The sequence below is a fragment of the Stenotrophomonas sp. LST15-1-1.1 genome (genome assembly GCF_040815575.1).
GTDB classification, from domain to species: Bacteria; Pseudomonadota; Gammaproteobacteria; order Xanthomonadales; family Xanthomonadaceae; genus Stenotrophomonas; species Stenotrophomonas lactitubi_B.
Genome location: NZ_JBFPNJ010000001.1, coordinates 492,181 through 507,019, shown reverse-complemented (window position 1 = coordinate 507,019; position 14,839 = coordinate 492,181). Strand labels below are relative to the sequence as shown.

Below are 14,839 nucleotides of genomic sequence, written 5' to 3'. Positions count from 1 at the left end.
GGGCCGAACGGAGGGGGCCCGCAGAACGTAGAGCGGAGGCGGTCACGTTGCTGTCTTCGGTGCGTGGCGAGCGCATGAAACCGCTGCCCCTCCTCCGCCGCCTGTCATGATGCTTCCCGCTCTGCTGGCGGGTCACAGCCCCCGCGCCTTCGCCTGATCGGCCTGCGCCGCCCGCGTCAGGGTGCGACCCCGGCGTGCGCCGCATCCGGCCGGCGGCGGTAATGCAACGCGAACAGGTACAACCCCGTGAACAACTGCAGGAACAACGGCGGCAGAGGCGAATAGGTGAGCCAGGCCGGCGGCTCGCCCTGCCCCAGCCAGCGCGCCGCGAAGTTGGCGATCACTGTCAGCGTGAAAACGATCGAGGTCCAGCGGTGCACCGGACGCGCCCAGCTGCCAGCCCTCACTGCGGCTTCCTCGCGGCAGTCTTCGCAGGGCGCTCGATCATCTTCCAGCCATTGCCGGACGGATCACGGAAGCCGGCATCCACCGCACCGTAGCGCTCCACCGGCTCCTGGGTGAATTCCACGCCACGGGCCAGCAGTTGTTCGTAGCTGGCGCGGCAATCATCCACCGCCAGCACCAGCGGTGGCATCGCGCCCTTGGCCACCATCTGCTGCAGGGTCAGCGCAGTGGCCGCGTCGTGCACCGGCGGTCCCGGCTTGAACAGCCCGAGCTGGAAGCTCTCTTCGCCGCCCGAATGCACCGTAAGCCAGCGATAGTCGCCGTTGCCCACGTCGGTGTGCACCTTGAAGCCGAGCGCGTTGACGTAGAAATCGAGCGCTGCGTCCTGGTCGTGCACATACAGGCCGACCACATTCACCATGCCAGTCATAGGATCCTCCCTCAGGTGGGATCTACGCTAACAAGGCCGGTGCGGCGGCGCTTCTCCAAAACTGCGATCTTCAGGTCCGGGCGCCGTGCGGCACGCGCATGGCACTCCGGAACCGGCCCCTGCGCCGGGGCATCGGTCCGCTCGCGGTCGCGGACGGCGCCGGGGCTGTCGCCGGTGATATCGCGGAAGATCCGGCCGAAGGTGCCCAGGCTGGTCCAGCCGGTCTGCAGTGCGATCTCGGTGATCGGCAGGTCGGTATCGCGCAGCAGAGCGACCGCGCGCTCGATGCGGCGGCTGAGCAGATAGCGGTGCGGCGGCACCCCGAAGGCGTCCTTGAAGGAGCGCGCGAAATGGGCCGCGGAAACCGCACTGATCCCGGCCAGCCGCGCCACCGGCCAGTCTTCATGGCTGGCCCGGTCCATGTGGTCCTTGGCTCGTAGCAGGCGGCGCAGCAGTTCGGGGCTCTGGGACATGCGCCCAGCGTAGCGCAGAAGGCGACGGTGCTTTCGATGGATCGCGGGCAGTGGGATACTGCGCCTGCCGTAGCCGGCCTGAAGCCGCTCCTGGCCCCCAATTTCAAGGATGACCCCGATGCGCAGGATGCACTTCGTCGGCACGCTGTTGAGCGTGGCCTGTCTTTCCGTTTCGCCCGCCTGGGCTGCGGAAGATCCCGATTCATTGGCCCTGTGCGAGCAGGTAGCGCCGCTGATGGACGCCGACGACTTCAAGGCGCTGGATGCCATGGCCGAGCGCTTCCGCAAGGGCCAGCGCAACGCCAGCGGCTATTCCAACCTCAGCCGTTTCTACATCTGCATGTCACGGCGCATCGGCACCGCGCATCAGGACGTGCAGCAGTGGAATGACTGGACCGCGTGGGCCGCACGCTGGATCCGGCAGTCGCCGCGTTCTCCGTCGGCCCACCTGGTCGCCGCGCGCGTGCCGCTCAACCTGGCCTGGAGCTTCCGTGGCGATGGTTATGCGAACGAGGTGACGGCGCAGGACTGGCAGCAGTTCAACGAGTACAACGCGGTGTCAGCAGCCTATATGCAGGAGCACAAGGCGATCGCCAAGCGCGACCCCTACTGGTATGAAATGTCGCTCCTGATCGCCTTGCGGCAAGGCGTGGACGAAGCAGCGTTCATGGCGTTGGTCGACGAAGGCAGCAAGCTCTTTCCCGACTATGACCCGCTGTATCTGATCGCGATGCAGCGCTTCACCCCGCACTGGCAGGGCGATACCCAGCAGATGGAAGCCTTCGCCCGGCATGCCATCGCACGAACATCCACGCGCCGCCGCGCCAGCCTGTATGCACGCCTGTACGCATCGGTCAGCGAAGGCGTGTCGGGACAGCAGCTGTTCCAGAACTCGGCAGTCGACTGGCCGCTGATGCGGCAGGGCTGGGAGGACATCCTGGCGGGGTATCCCACTGCATGGAACCTGGACGCGGCCGCCCGCCATGCCTGCCTCAGCAGCGACATGCCCGCCACGAAAGCGTGGCAGCGCCGGTTGCTGGCCGGACAGGGCATCGGTGAACCCTACCTGGGCATGGTCGTCGATTCGGCCGAGCGCCAGTGCCCGCCGGAGGGTACCTTCGCTCGCTGATCGTGCCCGGCCCCACGCGGCAGCCCCGCACGCGCGTCAGCGCGCCAAGGCCCGCGCGGTCTGCTCCTGTACGGCCCGCTCCTGTTGCTGCGCATCCTGCTGCGTGGCGTCGGTCCGCCCGGGTGCGTCCTGCAGCTTGCGTACCTGGTCCTCGACCGGGATGGCCACCGCCTGCGCGGTATCGGTGCGGGCGATCTGACGATCCGCGGCGTGCGGCTGGCCCTGCACTGCGAATGCATAGCGGCCATCGTCGCTGAGTACGGCCTCGTCGATCCGCTGCATGCCCTTGCCCTTGGCCGCGACCAGCAGCGCCATGCCCAGCCGTTCACTCATCGCATCAGGCTGACGCCCCATCGCCTGGTCGAGGCTGCTCACCGCCCCTTGGCTCTGCAGCCACAGGCGATGGTCCGGGCTTGCGCTGTGGCGTGGGTCCTGCCGGGGTAGCAACGGTGACGGCGGCGCCAGTGACTGCAGGTGCTCGCCCTGCACCGCCGCGTCGATCTTCTGCAGATCCTTGCCGCCCGCCGCGGCAATGTGGAACATGCGCTCGGCCATGCCGTACGTGGATTGCCCCTGGTTGCGTGCCAGCCCCAGGGCAAAGGCATCCACATCCTGCTGCGGCCTGCCGCTGCCTTCCTCGGCAAGCACCTGCCACGATGGCCCCAGCGTCGGGTTGTCCTTCACCATCGACTGGGTGCGCTCCATCAGCGTGCGCATCTGCGCCTCGCTGAAGCTCAGGGTGTTCAGTTCGCCGGCCTTCATCGGCCCGCGATCGCCGGCGGGGTCGCCGGACAGCGCCGCGTTGACCATCCCGGCAATCTGCTCGCCCTGCGCATGCCCGCGCAGGTCGAAGGTGAATTCGTAGCGGCGCTGCGCCGTGTCCTCCTGGCCATCGGCGCCGTAAGCGATGACGCGGGTTGCCGGCAGGTTGCCGCTGTACTGCACGTTGCGCAGTTCGGTGCGGCTGCCGTCTTCGCGGCTGACCTGCACCACGTCACCGCTGTTGCGTGCACCGGCCAGGTCGACACCAAACGTGTCGCCGAAGCCGACCTTCAGCCGCGTCTGCGAACTCATGCCCAGCCGCTCGACCGTGGCCAGATCCTGCACGCCCGCGGTCTGGCTGTTCAGCGTGCCGTTGTCGATGAACTGTTCATAGGCCTGGCGGCCTTCCGGTTGATTGATGTCGAAGGTCGCAGTGCGGACGGCCGAATGGCCGAGCGCGTCCTGGCGACCGGCGATCGCGCTGAGCCTGCCTGCATTGAATCCCATGCCATTGAAGGCTTCGACCGCCTCGTTCGGCCCGGTGGTGACGCGCACCCGGCCATCATCCAGGCGATCCACGCGGTAGCTGGCACCGCTCGCCTCGGTCGTCTGGGTTTGCATGGCGATGTTGCGAAAACTGCCTTCCAGTGCAGTGCCGGTGAACTGCTGGCCATCCAGGGTGACGCTGCCACCGTTGGGAATGGTCTGCGGATCGAAAGGATTGATGCGGGTGGGATCGACGTCCACCGCGTCGCTGGGCAGGCTGACCCTGTAGCGGCCGCGTACGCCGGTGCTGCTGGTGTCCTGGAAGCCGGCACCTTTCACGCTTGCACCGACCACCGACTCCATCGTCAGCAGGTAGTCCCTGCCACCGTCGGCTGTCGGGCTGCCGGCCATGTTCAACGACGTGCCTTGGAACTGCGATGCAAGACTGGACGCTGCGCGCTTCTGCTCGGCGCCCACCTTCAACGCCCCATCGCCCTCGTTCAACGTGACCGAGTAACCGCCGGCGGCAGCGCGGACCTCGCTGTTGGCCGAGGTGTAGGTCGGATCGAACGACGCCGTGGCGGCATCGCGCGGCGCATCCGGGGTTGCGCCTTCCTTGCTGGTCTGGGCATTCATGCCGTGACCTCCTTGAACAGAGACACGCTGATTATAGGGCGCAGCGTGTGCGGCACGTTCACATCGCGCCGCAGCGGCATCCACGATAGTGATGGTCATCTCATTCCACGCCGAGGGTCCATGCCCCGCTCCCTCGCCCCGCCGCAGCAATGGTTCCGTCACGGCCGCACGCTGCTGGCCGTGCTGCTGGGTCTGTATCTGCTGTACCTGCTCGCGGGCAATGTCTTTCTCAATACGCCGCTGTTCGATCAGGTCACCAATCGCAAGCCGCACAAGTTCGTGATGACCACCGGGCCCGCGATCACGCTGTTGCCGGGACATGTCATCGCCTGGAACGTGCAGATGCGCGGCCACGTCAATCATACGGTGTATGTGCTGCGCGCAGACCGGGCCAGTGCCCGCCTGGCATTGTTGCCCCTGTTCCAGCGTGAAGTGCGCGTGCCGTCGCTGCACGCGACCGGTGTGGCTGCGGAGATCGCGCGGGTGGATCAGGCCATTCCCTCACCACCGCGCGGTGACCGCGGCTGGACGTTGCGATTCGATGCGATTCACAGCGACAGCATCCGCAGCGTCCGCACGGGCAAGCTGTTGATCGTCGGCCAGGGCAGCGGCACCGTCGGCTTCGTCAAGCAGCTGCGCGGCGGGCCATCGGAGCTGCTGGACTCGGAGGTGGCTTTCGCGGATGCCGATGTGAGCATTGATGGCACCCAGCTGCTCGGCGACATGCAGTTGAAGTCGCAGTTCTCCTATCCACGGCACTACCGTGACCAGGCGCCGGGCCTGAAAAAGCTGGGCCTGCTGCATGCAGTGCTGGAGGTACAGGCGCGCAGCCAGGGGTTGCGCCTGGATACGGACACGCAACGACCCGCCGTTGCCAGCGCCGCCGTACCGGGGCAGCTGCAGGCCTCGCTTACCCTTGACCAGGGCGCGCTGCAGCCGGGCAGCCATGCCGTCTGGCGGGTTCCGTTGCAGGTAGGGGCCGGCGCACCGGACCGTGGAACGCTGGCGATACAGCTGGATGCTGCTCGCGATATCCGTCTGCAGGCGCGATTGCCGCAGCGCGATGGCACCGGTGCTGCACTGGACGCGGATCTGATCATTGCCGGGCGACACATTCCATTTGACGATCCCAGCGAGGTGCTGGGGCGCACCTCCGGCACGGTCAAGGGCGAATGGACCTTCACCTCGCTCAACTGGATTCCCGCACTGTTCGTGCAGAAGCCTTGGTTCCAGCTGCAGGGCGGCGGCGTGCTGCGCGCGGACCTGCGCCTGCAGAACGGCGAGCTGGCCGCCGGCAGCAGCGTCGATATTCCGGCGGCACGGGCGGTGGCAGAGGTGGCCGGCGTGCACCTGCAGGGAACGGCCAGCGCCCATGGACAACTGCGGGCCGGAACGCCGACGCGCGCCGTACTGGCAGTGAAGCTTCCTACGTTCAGCGCCCATGCCGGCGGCGCCAAAGGTGCCACGTTGTTCGATGGTCGCGATCTGGCGCTGACACTCACCGGTGACGGTCGTCTGCGCGAACTGCGCAAGGGGGTGCGCGCGCAGCTGCGTTTCGACGACGCAACCATTCCAGACCTCACCGCCTACAACCGCTACCTGGGCAACGGCCAGGTCCGGCTGCAGGGGGGCGCTGGCCAGGTGGGCGGCGACGTTGAACTTGATACCCAGGGCCGGGTCGGCAACGGCAGCGTGCGCCTGCGCAGTCAACGCGCACGGCTGCAGGTGGCCGGGCTCGACCTGCAGGGCGATGCGCGCGTGGATGGCAGGCTGCGGCGCGGCGACTTCAGCCAGCGCCGGTTCGATCTGGGCGGAAGTGTGATCGAGCTGCGCAATGTGCAGGTGGGTGACCAGCAGCGACCACAACCGTGGTGGGGCCGGGTCACCATCGCCCGCGGCGACATCGATGCGCAGTCACCCTTCCAGGTGGACGCACGTGCGGACCTCGCCATGCGCGACGCCAGACCACTGCTGGCGCTGTTTGCCGAGCGCAGCGATTATCCGCGCTGGGCGTTGTCCCTGCTCGATTCCGGCCAGGTGGATGCGCACACCCGACTGCGCTGGCGGGCCGGGCACTTGGTGCTGGATGGACTGCAGGCGGAAAACGAGCGGCTTTCACTGCGTGCGCGGCTGGATCTGCTGGAGCAGCGCAAGCGTGGCGACCTCTACCTGCGCTGGGGCCTGCTGGGCGCCGGCATCGAGCTGGATGGCCAGCGCCGGCAATGGCATCTGGCCGGCGCGCGCGAGTGGTTCGAGGGTCGGCCTGCGTTGTTGCCAGCCCCTGCACAGTCCAGCGCCGGTGGCACGGCCGACTGAACGGGCGCCTGCATCCAGTCAAGACGCATCTGCGTACAACGCGCTGTCACAACCGGTGGCAGTGCTGAAGGAGATACACCATGAATGTCCGCAGGCAGGCAGTTGGCCTTATCGGCTGGTTCTTCATCACTTTCCTCGCCGCTGCGCTGGGCGCCCGCGCCTCGATCTCGGCAGCCGACTTCTACGCAGGCCTCACCTTGCCTGCATGGGCACCGCCTGCCAGCGTGTTTGGCCCGGTGTGGACGGTGCTGTACGCGCTGATGGCATTGGCCGCGTGGCTGGTCTGGCGCCAGGGCGGATGGCGTGTGGCCAAGACTGCGCTGGTGCTCTACCTGCTGCAGCTGGCGCTCAATGTGCTGTGGAGCTGGCTGTTCTTCGGCTGGAAACAGGGGGCGCTGGCGTTTGCTGACATTCTGCTGTTGCTGGTGCTGATCGTGGCCACGGTGGTCGCCTTCCATCGCGTGCGCCCGGCAGCGGCGTGGCTGCTGCTGCCTTACCTGGCATGGGTGGCCTTCGCCAGCGCGCTCAACTACGCGGTGTGGCAGGCCAACCCGACCGTGCTCTAGCCGGACACGGCTTACAGAGCGTGTGGCGCCTGCCGCCACTGACGCAGCGCGCTGCCCCTGAAGGCCTGCTCACCGCAGCCGGTAGGACAGCGCAATACGCGTGCGGCAGAGGTGCTGACCAGTCCGTCGCCCTCCTGCGCCTTGAACACCAGCTCGCAGGACAGGCAGCGCGCCACCAGCGAATAGAGATGGACGATGCGGCCACTGCCGGGATCCTGCAGTGCATCGACATTCAGCAGGTCGAAACGACCGTTGTCAGGTGCGGGGCGCGCCGGGCGAAGCGGAGAGGACGATGGCTGCAGGTTCACGTCGATGCATCACAGAATGAGGAACCTCGACTGTAGTTGCCTCGATGTGCAGCAGATGTGCACCACGCGGTTCAATCTGCGGACGCCGCACCCAGCCGATTGATCTGCGCGCATTCCAGCACCTGCGGTGGGTCAGGCATCGTCGCCAGCACGATCATCGCGCGGCCGATGGCCTCGTTGCTGGTCACCAGTGAAGGCATGATGCGACCGGCGGCGGCCATGAGGGGACCACCGAAGCGGTACAGCGGCTTCAGCGCCGCATGGCGGGTGCCGGTTCCCTCCACGGGGCGCACCCCGGCAGGACGCAGCATGACGGTACGCACAGCGAGCTGCGCCAGCGCGGCCTCGGTCTCACCCTTGATGCGCAGCGGCATGATCCGGCTGTGTGGATTGGCGTGGGCACCGGAGACATACAGGAACCGGCCGTCTGGATTCGCCTCGGCCCATGCCGCAGCTACAGCCAGGGTGGCATCGAGCGTGACCTTCCGATACTCATCCTCGGCGGTGCCGACCGGCGGCGCGCCGGCGCAGTAGAAACAGGCATCGAATCCGGCCAGCTGCGGGCTCACGTTGCGGGCCTGCTGGAAATCCGCCAGCACGATCTGCTCGATGCGCGCGTCAAGCCCGGCCTTGCTGCGGACCAGAGCTGCGGTCCGCACCACCGGTGCCGAAGCAAGGCAGGCACGGGCAACGCCCTGCCCGACCAGTCCGGTCGCACCGGTCAGCAGAATCCGCAGCGGACGTGTCTGGTGCATGCGTTGACCTTGAAGAAGTCTAGAGTTTCACGAAGCGCTGGATCTTCCGTGCCAGCCAACCACTGAACACCAGCGGCGCGTCCAGCGCGGACACGCAGATGCACGGTACGCCAGGCGCCGTTACCGGCTGGTGCTCGACGTCCTCGTCCAGATCGGCAATATCGCCAGGTGCGAACAGGCCCAGTGCATCATTGTAGGAGCCTCGCAGGATCTGGGTCAGTTCGCTGCGGCCATGGCTGTGCATCGGCAGGCATTTGCCCGGCGCGATCTTCAGCATGATCAGCGATGGCATCTGCTCGGCGCGGATGCAATGCACGCCGGGGGCCATCCAGCGCCAGTGCAGCCGACCCAGCGAATCGCCAAAGTAGGGATGCAGCGACCTAGGCAGATGGTCCGGGTCGGCCTCGGGCCGTTCCGGCGGCATCGACCGCAGCGGGCTCGGCACCGTGCCGGCCTGGTTCACATCGAGCTGCGCAAGCATTGCCTCGCGCAGCCCCGCTCGCCGCGCCTCAGCCGCCGACGGCTGGGTCTGCTCCAGCAGTGCGGCGCCGATGGCCTCGGCTTCGCGCAGGCGCTGGCGGCAGTGCGGGCACTGTTCCAGATGGGTGCCGGCGACGATGCTCAGGGGCGTCGGCAGGGCGCCGGCGGCGTAGCTCATCAGCGTCGACTCATGCAGATGGTGGTGCGGATTCATGGTGCACCCCCGACCTTCGACTGCAACTGCAGGAACGCTCGTCGCAGGTGCGATTTGACCGTACCCAACGGCATGCCCAGCGCCTGCGCGATCTCGCTGTGGCTCTTGGCCTCGAAGTAGGACATCCGTACCAGGCGCGCCTGCGTGGCCGGCAGCTCGTTGATACGTTGGCGCAGGCGGGCATGGTCGGCAAACTGCTCGGCGCTGCTGCGCTCGCTGATGTCACCGGCAGCAGCGTCCTCAACCGCTTCCTGCACCTGCATCCAGCTGCGCTCACGGCGCACCCGATCGATGTGCAGGTTGCGGCCGATGCGATACAGCCAAGTGCTCAGCGCGCCCTGCGCAGGATCGAATTCGGCCGCGCGCAGCCACAGGCGCAGCAGGCATTCCTGGGCCAGTTCTTCGGCCACCGCTGCAGGTGCGCCAAGGCCGCGCAGATAGATGCACAGGCGCGGCATGAAGTGGTCGTAGATGCGCAGGAAGCAGTCACGGTCGCGCAGCCGGGCGACACCGTCCATCTCGCCGTTCCAGTTCGTCGGCTCGTTGCTGGGCTGCTGTGAACTGGACACGATCCGCGCGGTGTCGAAGGAAAGAGAGGGGCTGGCGGGTGGACGGTACATCGGCGGGGGCAGCCGTTGAGTGAAGAGGAGTCCTTGTCTCTACGCACAGCAGCGCCGGTTGGATGCACCCGGGATGGGCGCCAGCGTGCATCCAGTCGGTGCCGGCGCCCGTACAGGCGGGCAAGTCTCCCATGGATCGCCCCGATGCGTGCTGCCTGGTTGTTGATGGTCGCCCCCTGCGCCGTCGGTGCGGCGCCGCTGTTGCGTTCGGAGGGCGTTGCCACCCTGCCCAACGGAACCACTGCCTACCGCGAAGTGCATTGGCAGCGCGGGACCGGCGATGGCAGCGAGCGCTGGGTGGAGTACCTCTGCCCTGCGGGGCAACCGTTCGCCCGCAAACAGATGCCCGCCGCCGCGCGGCTGCAGGCGCGGGGCTATGTACTGCAGGACGCACGCAGCGGCCAGGCGGCCCGCGTGGTGGTCGGCCGCGACGGGGTCCAGGTCGACTGGAAGGAAGACAGGTCTGCGCCTTCACGAACGAAGCAGCTGCCTCTACCAGCGGACGCCGTGATCGACGTCGGTTTCGATGCCGCCGTGCGGGGACACTGGCAGACGCTGCTGGATGGAAGGCCGGTCAGCCTGCCTTTCCTGGTGCCCGGCCGGCAGCGCTTCTACCCCGTGCAGGTGCAGTACCAGGGCGCCGTGCGCTGGCAGGGGCGTGCCGCCCACGCCGTGGATGTCCGTCTTGACACATGGTTCGGCGCGGTGGCCCCGCGTCTGTCGCTGGTCTACGCCGATGCCGATCGCCGTCTGCTGGAATTCCGTGGCACCAGCAACCTGCGCGATGCGCGTGGCAACTACCCGCAGGTGACCGTGCGCTTTGCCACCGCCGCCACCGAGCAGCCGGAGCAACGCTGGCGCGATGACCTGCAGCAACCGCTGGTATCGAGCTGCGTTGTTACGGCCAAGTGAAAACGCAGTCGAGTGCAATCGTCTGCATCCAACCGGCACCACAACACGTAGAGGTAGGCAATCGACTTCCTCGGGCTCCCGTCCATGGCATCCGCAGCGCCTCCACTCCGCAGACGTTCGCGCCTGTTGCGCACCTTGAAGCGCTGGTTCGATACCGATGCCGGAAGCGAAGCGGCGGCGGACGGCGGTCAGGGTGACCGCATCGACTGGCTGCGCGCCCTGCCCTTCGCGCTGTTGCACGTGGCCTGCCTCGGGGTGATCTGGGTAGGCGTGTCCTGGACGGCGGTTGCGGTCGCAGTGTTCCTGTACGCGATCAGGATGTTCGCCATCACCGCGTTCTATCACCGTTACTTCTCGCACCGCACCTTCGAGGCATCGCGCACCGTGCAGTTCGTGTTCGCCGTCATCGGTGCCGCCAGCGTGCAGCGTGGCCCGCTCTGGTGGGCAGCACACCACCGCCATCACCACCGCCACGCCGATCAACCGCAGGACCCGCATTCCCCTCGCCAGGGCGGATTCTGGCGCAGCCACATGGGATGGTTCCTCACCCGCGGCGCCTTTGCCACCGATCTGCAGCGTATTCCCGATCTGGCCAAATACCCCGAGCTGCGCTGGCTGGACCGGTTCGACACCGTGGTGCCCGTGTTGCTGGCCGCTGCGCTGTACGGCCTCGGTGCGGTACTCGAGCGCGTGGCCCCGGCGTTGCACACCAGCGGCCCGCAGCTGCTGGTGTGGGGCTTCTTCATCTCCACCGTCGTGCTGTTCCATGCCACGGTCACCATCAATTCGCTGGCTCACCGCTTCGGCCGGCGCCGCTTCGAGACCCGCGATGACAGCCGCAACAACCTGTGGCTGGCCCTGCTGACCTTCGGTGAGGGCTGGCACAACAACCATCACTTCTTCCCCGGCACCGCGCGCCAGGGCTTCCGCTGGTGGGAGATCGACATCAGCTGGTATGGCCTGCGGATGATGGCTGCGCTGGGCCTGGTGAAGGGCCTCAAGCCGATCCCGGCCTGGGTGCTCGCCAAGGCGAGGCACTGACATGCGCATCGCGATCATCGGGTCCGGCATCGCCGGTCTGGCCAGCGCGTGGTGGCTGGACGGCGAGCATGACGTCACCCTGTTCGAGGCCAACGACTACCTGGGCGGCCACACCCACACCCACGACGTGACGGTGGACGGACGCAGGATGGCGGTCGACACCGGGTTCATCGTCTTCAATCCGCACCACTACCCGCTGTTGTCGGCCCTGTTCGATGAACTTGGGGTGGCCTCGCAGCCCACCACGATGAGCTTCTCGATGCACAGCGAGCGCAGCGGCGTGGAATACAACGCCACCTCGCTGGATGGCCTGTTCTGCCAGCGAAGAAACCTGGTGTCCCCGCGCTTCTGGGGCATGCTGGCCGACCTGCGGCGCTTCTATCGTGACGCCCCCCTGCTGCTCGGCGAGGAGCAGGGACCTACGCTGGGCCAGTACCTGCACAGCCAGCGCTATGGCGAGGCGTTCGTGCAGGAACATCTGCTGCCGATGGCCTCGGCGCTGTGGTCATCACCGACCGCGCAGGTGCTGGACTTTCCGGCGCGCTATCTGGTGCAGTTCATGGCCAACCACCAGATGCTGCAGATGACCGGGCGCGCGTCCTGGCGCGTGGTCAAGGGCGGCTCGGCCCGCTATGTGGATGCGCTGCGTGCGCGCTGGCGGGTACACGAGCGGCTGGAATGCCCCGTGCACGCAGTCGAGCGCATGCCCTGGGGCGCGCGTGTGCACACGGCGAACGGCATTGAAGGCTTCGATGAGGTGATCCTGGCCTGTCACAGCGACCAGGCCCTGGCCCTGCTGCCAGACGCGGATCCGGTTGAGCAGGCGGTGCTGGGTGCGATCCGCTACCAGCCCAACGAGGCCGTGCTGCACACCGATGCCTCGCTGCTGCCTGCCAACCGCAAGGCCTGGGCGGCCTGGAATGCGCATGTGCCGCACGATCCTTCCGCGCCCTGCACGGTCAGCTACTGCATGAACCTGCTGCAGGGCCTGCCCGGCGACACTCCGTTGGTGGTGACCCTAAACCGCAGCGAGGCCATCGATCCGGCCAAGGTGCTGCGCCGCCTGAAGTACGCACATCCGATACATGACCATGTTGCGGTACAGGCACAACAGCGCTGGGGCGAGGTGCAGGGACATCGGCACACCTGGTTTGCCGGTGCCTACTGGGGCTGGGGATTCCATGAGGACGGCATCCGCAGTGCCCGCCGCGTAGTCGACGCGCTGCAGGCGCGCTCGTTCCACAACGGCATCGCGCAGCAGATGGAGGTGCCTGCGTGAGCGCCAGCGCCATCTACTTCGGCCACGTCGAGCATCGTCGCTACCACCCGCATGCGCACGCGTTCCGCTACCCGATCGCGCAGCTGCTGCTGGACCTGGACGAGCTGGACCAGGTATTTGCCGGGCGCTGGCTGTGGTCGGTCGGTCGCCGCAACCTGGCAGAGTTCCGCCGCAGCGACTACTTCGGCGATCCTTCACTCTGCCTGGCCAACGCCGTGCGCGATCATGCGGCCACGGTGCTCGGGCGGCGCCCCGATGGTCCGGTACGCCTGCTGACCCACCTGCGGTTCGGCGGCCACGTGTTCAATCCGGTCAGCTTCTACTACTGCTACCACGCAGACGGCGAAACCCTGGACTGCATCGTCGCCGAGATCACCAACACCCCCTGGAAGGAGCGGCACGCCTACGTGCTGCCGGTCGAAACCGCGGTGCGGCAGGGTCGCGCCCTGCGCTGGCAGTTCGACAAGGCCTTCCACGTTTCCCCCTTCATGCCTATGGATTGCGCCTATGACTGGCGCTTTACCGCGCCCGCTGATGACCTGCGCGTGCACATGCAGGTCTGGCGCGACGGCCAACGCCAGTTCGATGCCACCCAGAGCATGCAGCGGCGGCCCATTGATGGCCGCGGACTTGCCCGGGTGCTGGCCGGCTACCCCTTGATGAGCGCGCAGGTGGTCGCCGCCATCCATTGGCAGGCACTGCGCCTCTGGCTCAAGCGCAACCCTGTGCACGACCATCCTTCCCTAGCCGAGAAACCGCGATGAACGAAATGACCCCCTCGGCCACCCTGCCCCAGCCAGGCACCCTGGACGCGTTCCTGCGCCGGCGCCTGCTGGCCCAGCTTGCGCCGCTGCACAACGGTCGCCTGTGCGTGCGCGATGCGTTTGGCGAGGTGCAGCTGGGCAACGCAGGCAGCGACCTGCACGTTACCGTGACCATCGACGACCCGGCGTTCTACCGCAAGGTAGCCGCGAACGGCAGCGTTGGCGCCGGCGAGAGCTATATCAACGGTGATTGGCGCTGCGATGATCTGGTGGCGCTGGTCCAGCTGTTGGTGCGCAACCGCGACCTGCTTGATGGCATGGAACGCGGGCCGGCGCGCATCGGCGGCTGGCTGCTGCGCGGCTGGAACCGGCTGCGGCGCAACAGCCGCGAAGGCAGCCGTCGCAACATCGCAGCCCATTACGACCTGGGCAATGATTTCTTCGCCCTGTTCCTGTCGCCGGACCTGATGTACTCCTCGGCGCTGTTCACCGATGCCGGCGACTCGCTGGAGCGTGCGTCGCGACGCAAGCTGGACCGCATCTGCCAGCAGCTGCGACTGCAGCCGGGCGATCGCGTGGTCGAGATCGGCACCGGCTGGGGTGGCTTTGCCGTGCATGCCGCGCAGCACTACGGCTGCCATGTCACCACCACCACCATCTCCGCGGAACAGCACGCATTGGCCGCACAGCGCGTGCGCGAGGCCGGCCTGCAGGATCGTGTGACGTTGCTGATGCAGGACTACCGCGATCTGCAGGGACAGTTCGACAAGCTGGTCTCCATCGAGATGATCGAGGCCATCGGCGCCGAGTATCTGGATACCTACATGGCCACCCTGCAGCGGCTGTTGAAGCCCGATGGGGTGGCCCTGCTGCAGGCCATCACCATCGAAGACCAGCGCTATGAACAGGCGCGGCGCAGCGTGGACTACATCAAGCGCTTCGTGTTTCCGGGCAGCTTCATCCCGTCGATCAATGCCATCCTGGCTGCCAAGACGCGGGCCAGTGACCTGCAGTTGATCGCCCAGCAGGACTTCGGCCACTCCTATGCACTGACCCTGCGCGCTTGGCGACAGCGCTTCCTGGCGCAGTTGCCGGCGGTACGCGCGCAGGGCTTCGATGAGCGCTTCTGCAGGCTGTGGGAGTTCTACCTGGCCTACTGCGAAGGTGGCTTCCTGGAGCGCTCCATCGGCGTGTCGCATCTACTGCTGGCACGGCCTGGCTACCGCCCCGAAGCCGATGCCCACGGCGAACGGATCGGCTGAC

16 protein-coding genes are annotated in these 14,839 nt (G+C 67.1%); 8 read left to right on the top strand and 8 right to left on the bottom strand.

The features are described 5' to 3' along the window. Positions 1-176: 176 nt before the first annotated feature. Genes MRBLST15_RS02345 through MRBLST15_RS02335 form a run of 3 tightly spaced genes read right to left on the bottom strand, consistent with a single transcriptional unit; the run spans position 177 to position 1,308 of the window. Positions 177-407, bottom strand: a complete 231-nt coding sequence (locus MRBLST15_RS02345) for a hypothetical protein (protein ID WP_265952466.1) — start codon at positions 405-407, stop codon at positions 177-179. Then, a complete protein-coding gene (locus MRBLST15_RS02340; protein ID WP_265952465.1) occupies positions 404-835 on the bottom strand; it encodes a VOC family protein in 432 nt (143 codons plus the stop codon). The genes MRBLST15_RS02345 and MRBLST15_RS02340 overlap by 4 nt, the downstream gene beginning before the upstream one ends. Positions 836-846: 11 nt before the next feature. Further along, entirely contained in the window at positions 847-1,308 is a 462-nt protein-coding gene (locus MRBLST15_RS02335; RefSeq protein WP_265952470.1) for a helix-turn-helix domain-containing protein, read from the bottom strand. Between the two features lie 118 nt (positions 1,309-1,426). Here MRBLST15_RS02335 and MRBLST15_RS02330 point away from each other — a divergent pair, with 118 nt between their 5' ends. After that, a complete protein-coding gene (locus MRBLST15_RS02330; RefSeq protein WP_265952464.1) occupies positions 1,427-2,437 on the top strand; it encodes a DUF4034 domain-containing protein in 1,011 nt (336 codons plus the stop codon). 36 nt (positions 2,438-2,473) lie between these two features. Here MRBLST15_RS02330 and MRBLST15_RS02325 read toward each other — a convergent pair whose 3' ends face one another. Continuing rightward, a complete protein-coding gene (locus MRBLST15_RS02325; RefSeq protein WP_367785043.1) occupies positions 2,474-4,321 on the bottom strand; it encodes an XVIPCD domain-containing protein in 1,848 nt (615 codons plus the stop codon). Between the two features lie 120 nt (positions 4,322-4,441). On the opposite strand from MRBLST15_RS02325, the gene MRBLST15_RS02320 reads away from it, so the two are divergent. Then, positions 4,442-6,637, top strand: coding sequence for a hypothetical protein (locus tag MRBLST15_RS02320; protein WP_367785041.1), 2,196 nt, complete (start codon positions 4,442-4,444; stop codon positions 6,635-6,637). An 80-nt stretch (positions 6,638-6,717) separates the two neighbouring features. Further along, a complete protein-coding gene (locus MRBLST15_RS02315) occupies positions 6,718-7,203 on the top strand; it encodes a TspO/MBR family protein (RefSeq protein ID WP_312704060.1) in 486 nt (161 codons plus the stop codon). Between the two features lie 11 nt (positions 7,204-7,214). Here the strand turns inward: MRBLST15_RS02315 and MRBLST15_RS02310 are convergent, their stop codons facing one another. The 4 genes from MRBLST15_RS02310 to MRBLST15_RS02295 all read right to left on the bottom strand — a co-directional run bounded on the left by MRBLST15_RS02310 (position 7,215) and on the right by MRBLST15_RS02295 (position 9,580). After that, positions 7,215-7,511, bottom strand: coding sequence for a hypothetical protein (locus tag MRBLST15_RS02310; RefSeq protein ID WP_265952460.1), 297 nt, complete (start codon positions 7,509-7,511; stop codon positions 7,215-7,217). Between the two features lie 71 nt (positions 7,512-7,582). Beyond that, positions 7,583-8,266: an NAD(P)H-binding protein gene (locus MRBLST15_RS02305; protein WP_367785039.1), complete on the bottom strand. Its 684-nt coding sequence runs from the start codon at positions 8,264-8,266 to the stop codon at positions 7,583-7,585. Between the two features lie 19 nt (positions 8,267-8,285). Beyond that, entirely contained in the window at positions 8,286-8,960 is a 675-nt protein-coding gene (locus tag MRBLST15_RS02300) for a ChrR family anti-sigma-E factor (RefSeq protein ID WP_265952458.1), read from the bottom strand. After that, positions 8,957-9,580: a sigma-70 family RNA polymerase sigma factor gene (locus MRBLST15_RS02295; RefSeq protein ID WP_312704057.1), complete on the bottom strand. Its 624-nt coding sequence runs from the start codon at positions 9,578-9,580 to the stop codon at positions 8,957-8,959. The genes MRBLST15_RS02300 and MRBLST15_RS02295 overlap by 4 nt, the downstream gene beginning before the upstream one ends. Before the next feature lie 144 nt (positions 9,581-9,724). Between MRBLST15_RS02295 and MRBLST15_RS02290 the strand changes: the two genes are divergently transcribed. From MRBLST15_RS02290 to MRBLST15_RS02270, 5 genes are all read left to right on the top strand, one after another. Beyond that, positions 9,725-10,492 carry a hypothetical protein gene (locus MRBLST15_RS02290; RefSeq protein ID WP_265952456.1) on the top strand — a complete coding sequence of 256 codons (768 nt, stop codon included), beginning with the start codon at positions 9,725-9,727 and terminating at the stop codon, positions 10,490-10,492. 84 nt (positions 10,493-10,576) lie between these two features. Beyond that, a complete protein-coding gene (locus tag MRBLST15_RS02285; protein ID WP_312704056.1) occupies positions 10,577-11,533 on the top strand; it encodes an acyl-CoA desaturase in 957 nt (318 codons plus the stop codon). 1 nt (position 11,534) lies between these two features. Beyond that, positions 11,535-12,812, top strand: coding sequence for an NAD(P)/FAD-dependent oxidoreductase (locus MRBLST15_RS02280; RefSeq protein ID WP_367785036.1), 1,278 nt, complete (start codon positions 11,535-11,537; stop codon positions 12,810-12,812). Beyond that, positions 12,809-13,576 carry a DUF1365 domain-containing protein gene (locus tag MRBLST15_RS02275; RefSeq protein ID WP_265952452.1) on the top strand — a complete coding sequence of 256 codons (768 nt, stop codon included), beginning with the start codon at positions 12,809-12,811 and terminating at the stop codon, positions 13,574-13,576. The genes MRBLST15_RS02280 and MRBLST15_RS02275 overlap by 4 nt, the downstream gene beginning before the upstream one ends. After that, the gene (locus MRBLST15_RS02270; RefSeq protein ID WP_312704053.1) at positions 13,573-14,838 is read left to right on the top strand and encodes a cyclopropane-fatty-acyl-phospholipid synthase family protein; all 1,266 of its coding nucleotides are present in this window, start codon (positions 13,573-13,575) and stop codon (positions 14,836-14,838) included. The genes MRBLST15_RS02275 and MRBLST15_RS02270 overlap by 4 nt, the downstream gene beginning before the upstream one ends. Position 14,839: the final 1 nt, after the last annotated feature.

Bases quoted from the DNA above. Each gene is read 5' to 3' on its own strand.
- MRBLST15_RS02320 (WP_367785041.1), top strand. From the start codon at position 4,442: ATGCCCCGCTCCCTCGCCCCGCCGCAGCAATGGTTCCGTCACGGCCGC.
- MRBLST15_RS02330 (WP_265952464.1), top strand. From the start codon at position 1,427: ATGCGCAGGATGCACTTCGTCGGCACGCTGTTGAGCGTGGCCTGTCTT.
- MRBLST15_RS02280 (WP_367785036.1), top strand. From the start codon at position 11,535: ATGCGCATCGCGATCATCGGGTCCGGCATCGCCGGTCTGGCCAGCGCG.
- MRBLST15_RS02290 (WP_265952456.1), top strand. From the start codon at position 9,725: ATGCGTGCTGCCTGGTTGTTGATGGTCGCCCCCTGCGCCGTCGGTGCG.
- MRBLST15_RS02325 (WP_367785043.1), bottom strand. From the start codon at position 4,321: ATGAATGCCCAGACCAGCAAGGAAGGCGCAACCCCGGATGCGCCGCGC.
- MRBLST15_RS02305 (WP_367785039.1), bottom strand. From the start codon at position 8,266: ATGCACCAGACACGTCCGCTGCGGATTCTGCTGACCGGTGCGACCGGA.
- MRBLST15_RS02335 (WP_265952470.1), bottom strand. From the start codon at position 1,308: ATGTCCCAGAGCCCCGAACTGCTGCGCCGCCTGCTACGAGCCAAGGAC.
- MRBLST15_RS02295 (WP_312704057.1), bottom strand. From the start codon at position 9,580: ATGTACCGTCCACCCGCCAGCCCCTCTCTTTCCTTCGACACCGCGCGG.
- MRBLST15_RS02340 (WP_265952465.1), bottom strand. From the start codon at position 835: ATGACTGGCATGGTGAATGTGGTCGGCCTGTATGTGCACGACCAGGAC.
- MRBLST15_RS02315 (WP_312704060.1), top strand. From the start codon at position 6,718: ATGAATGTCCGCAGGCAGGCAGTTGGCCTTATCGGCTGGTTCTTCATC.
- MRBLST15_RS02300 (WP_265952458.1), bottom strand. From the start codon at position 8,960: ATGAATCCGCACCACCATCTGCATGAGTCGACGCTGATGAGCTACGCC.
- MRBLST15_RS02285 (WP_312704056.1), top strand. From the start codon at position 10,577: ATGGCATCCGCAGCGCCTCCACTCCGCAGACGTTCGCGCCTGTTGCGC.
- MRBLST15_RS02270 (WP_312704053.1), top strand. From the start codon at position 13,573: ATGAACGAAATGACCCCCTCGGCCACCCTGCCCCAGCCAGGCACCCTG.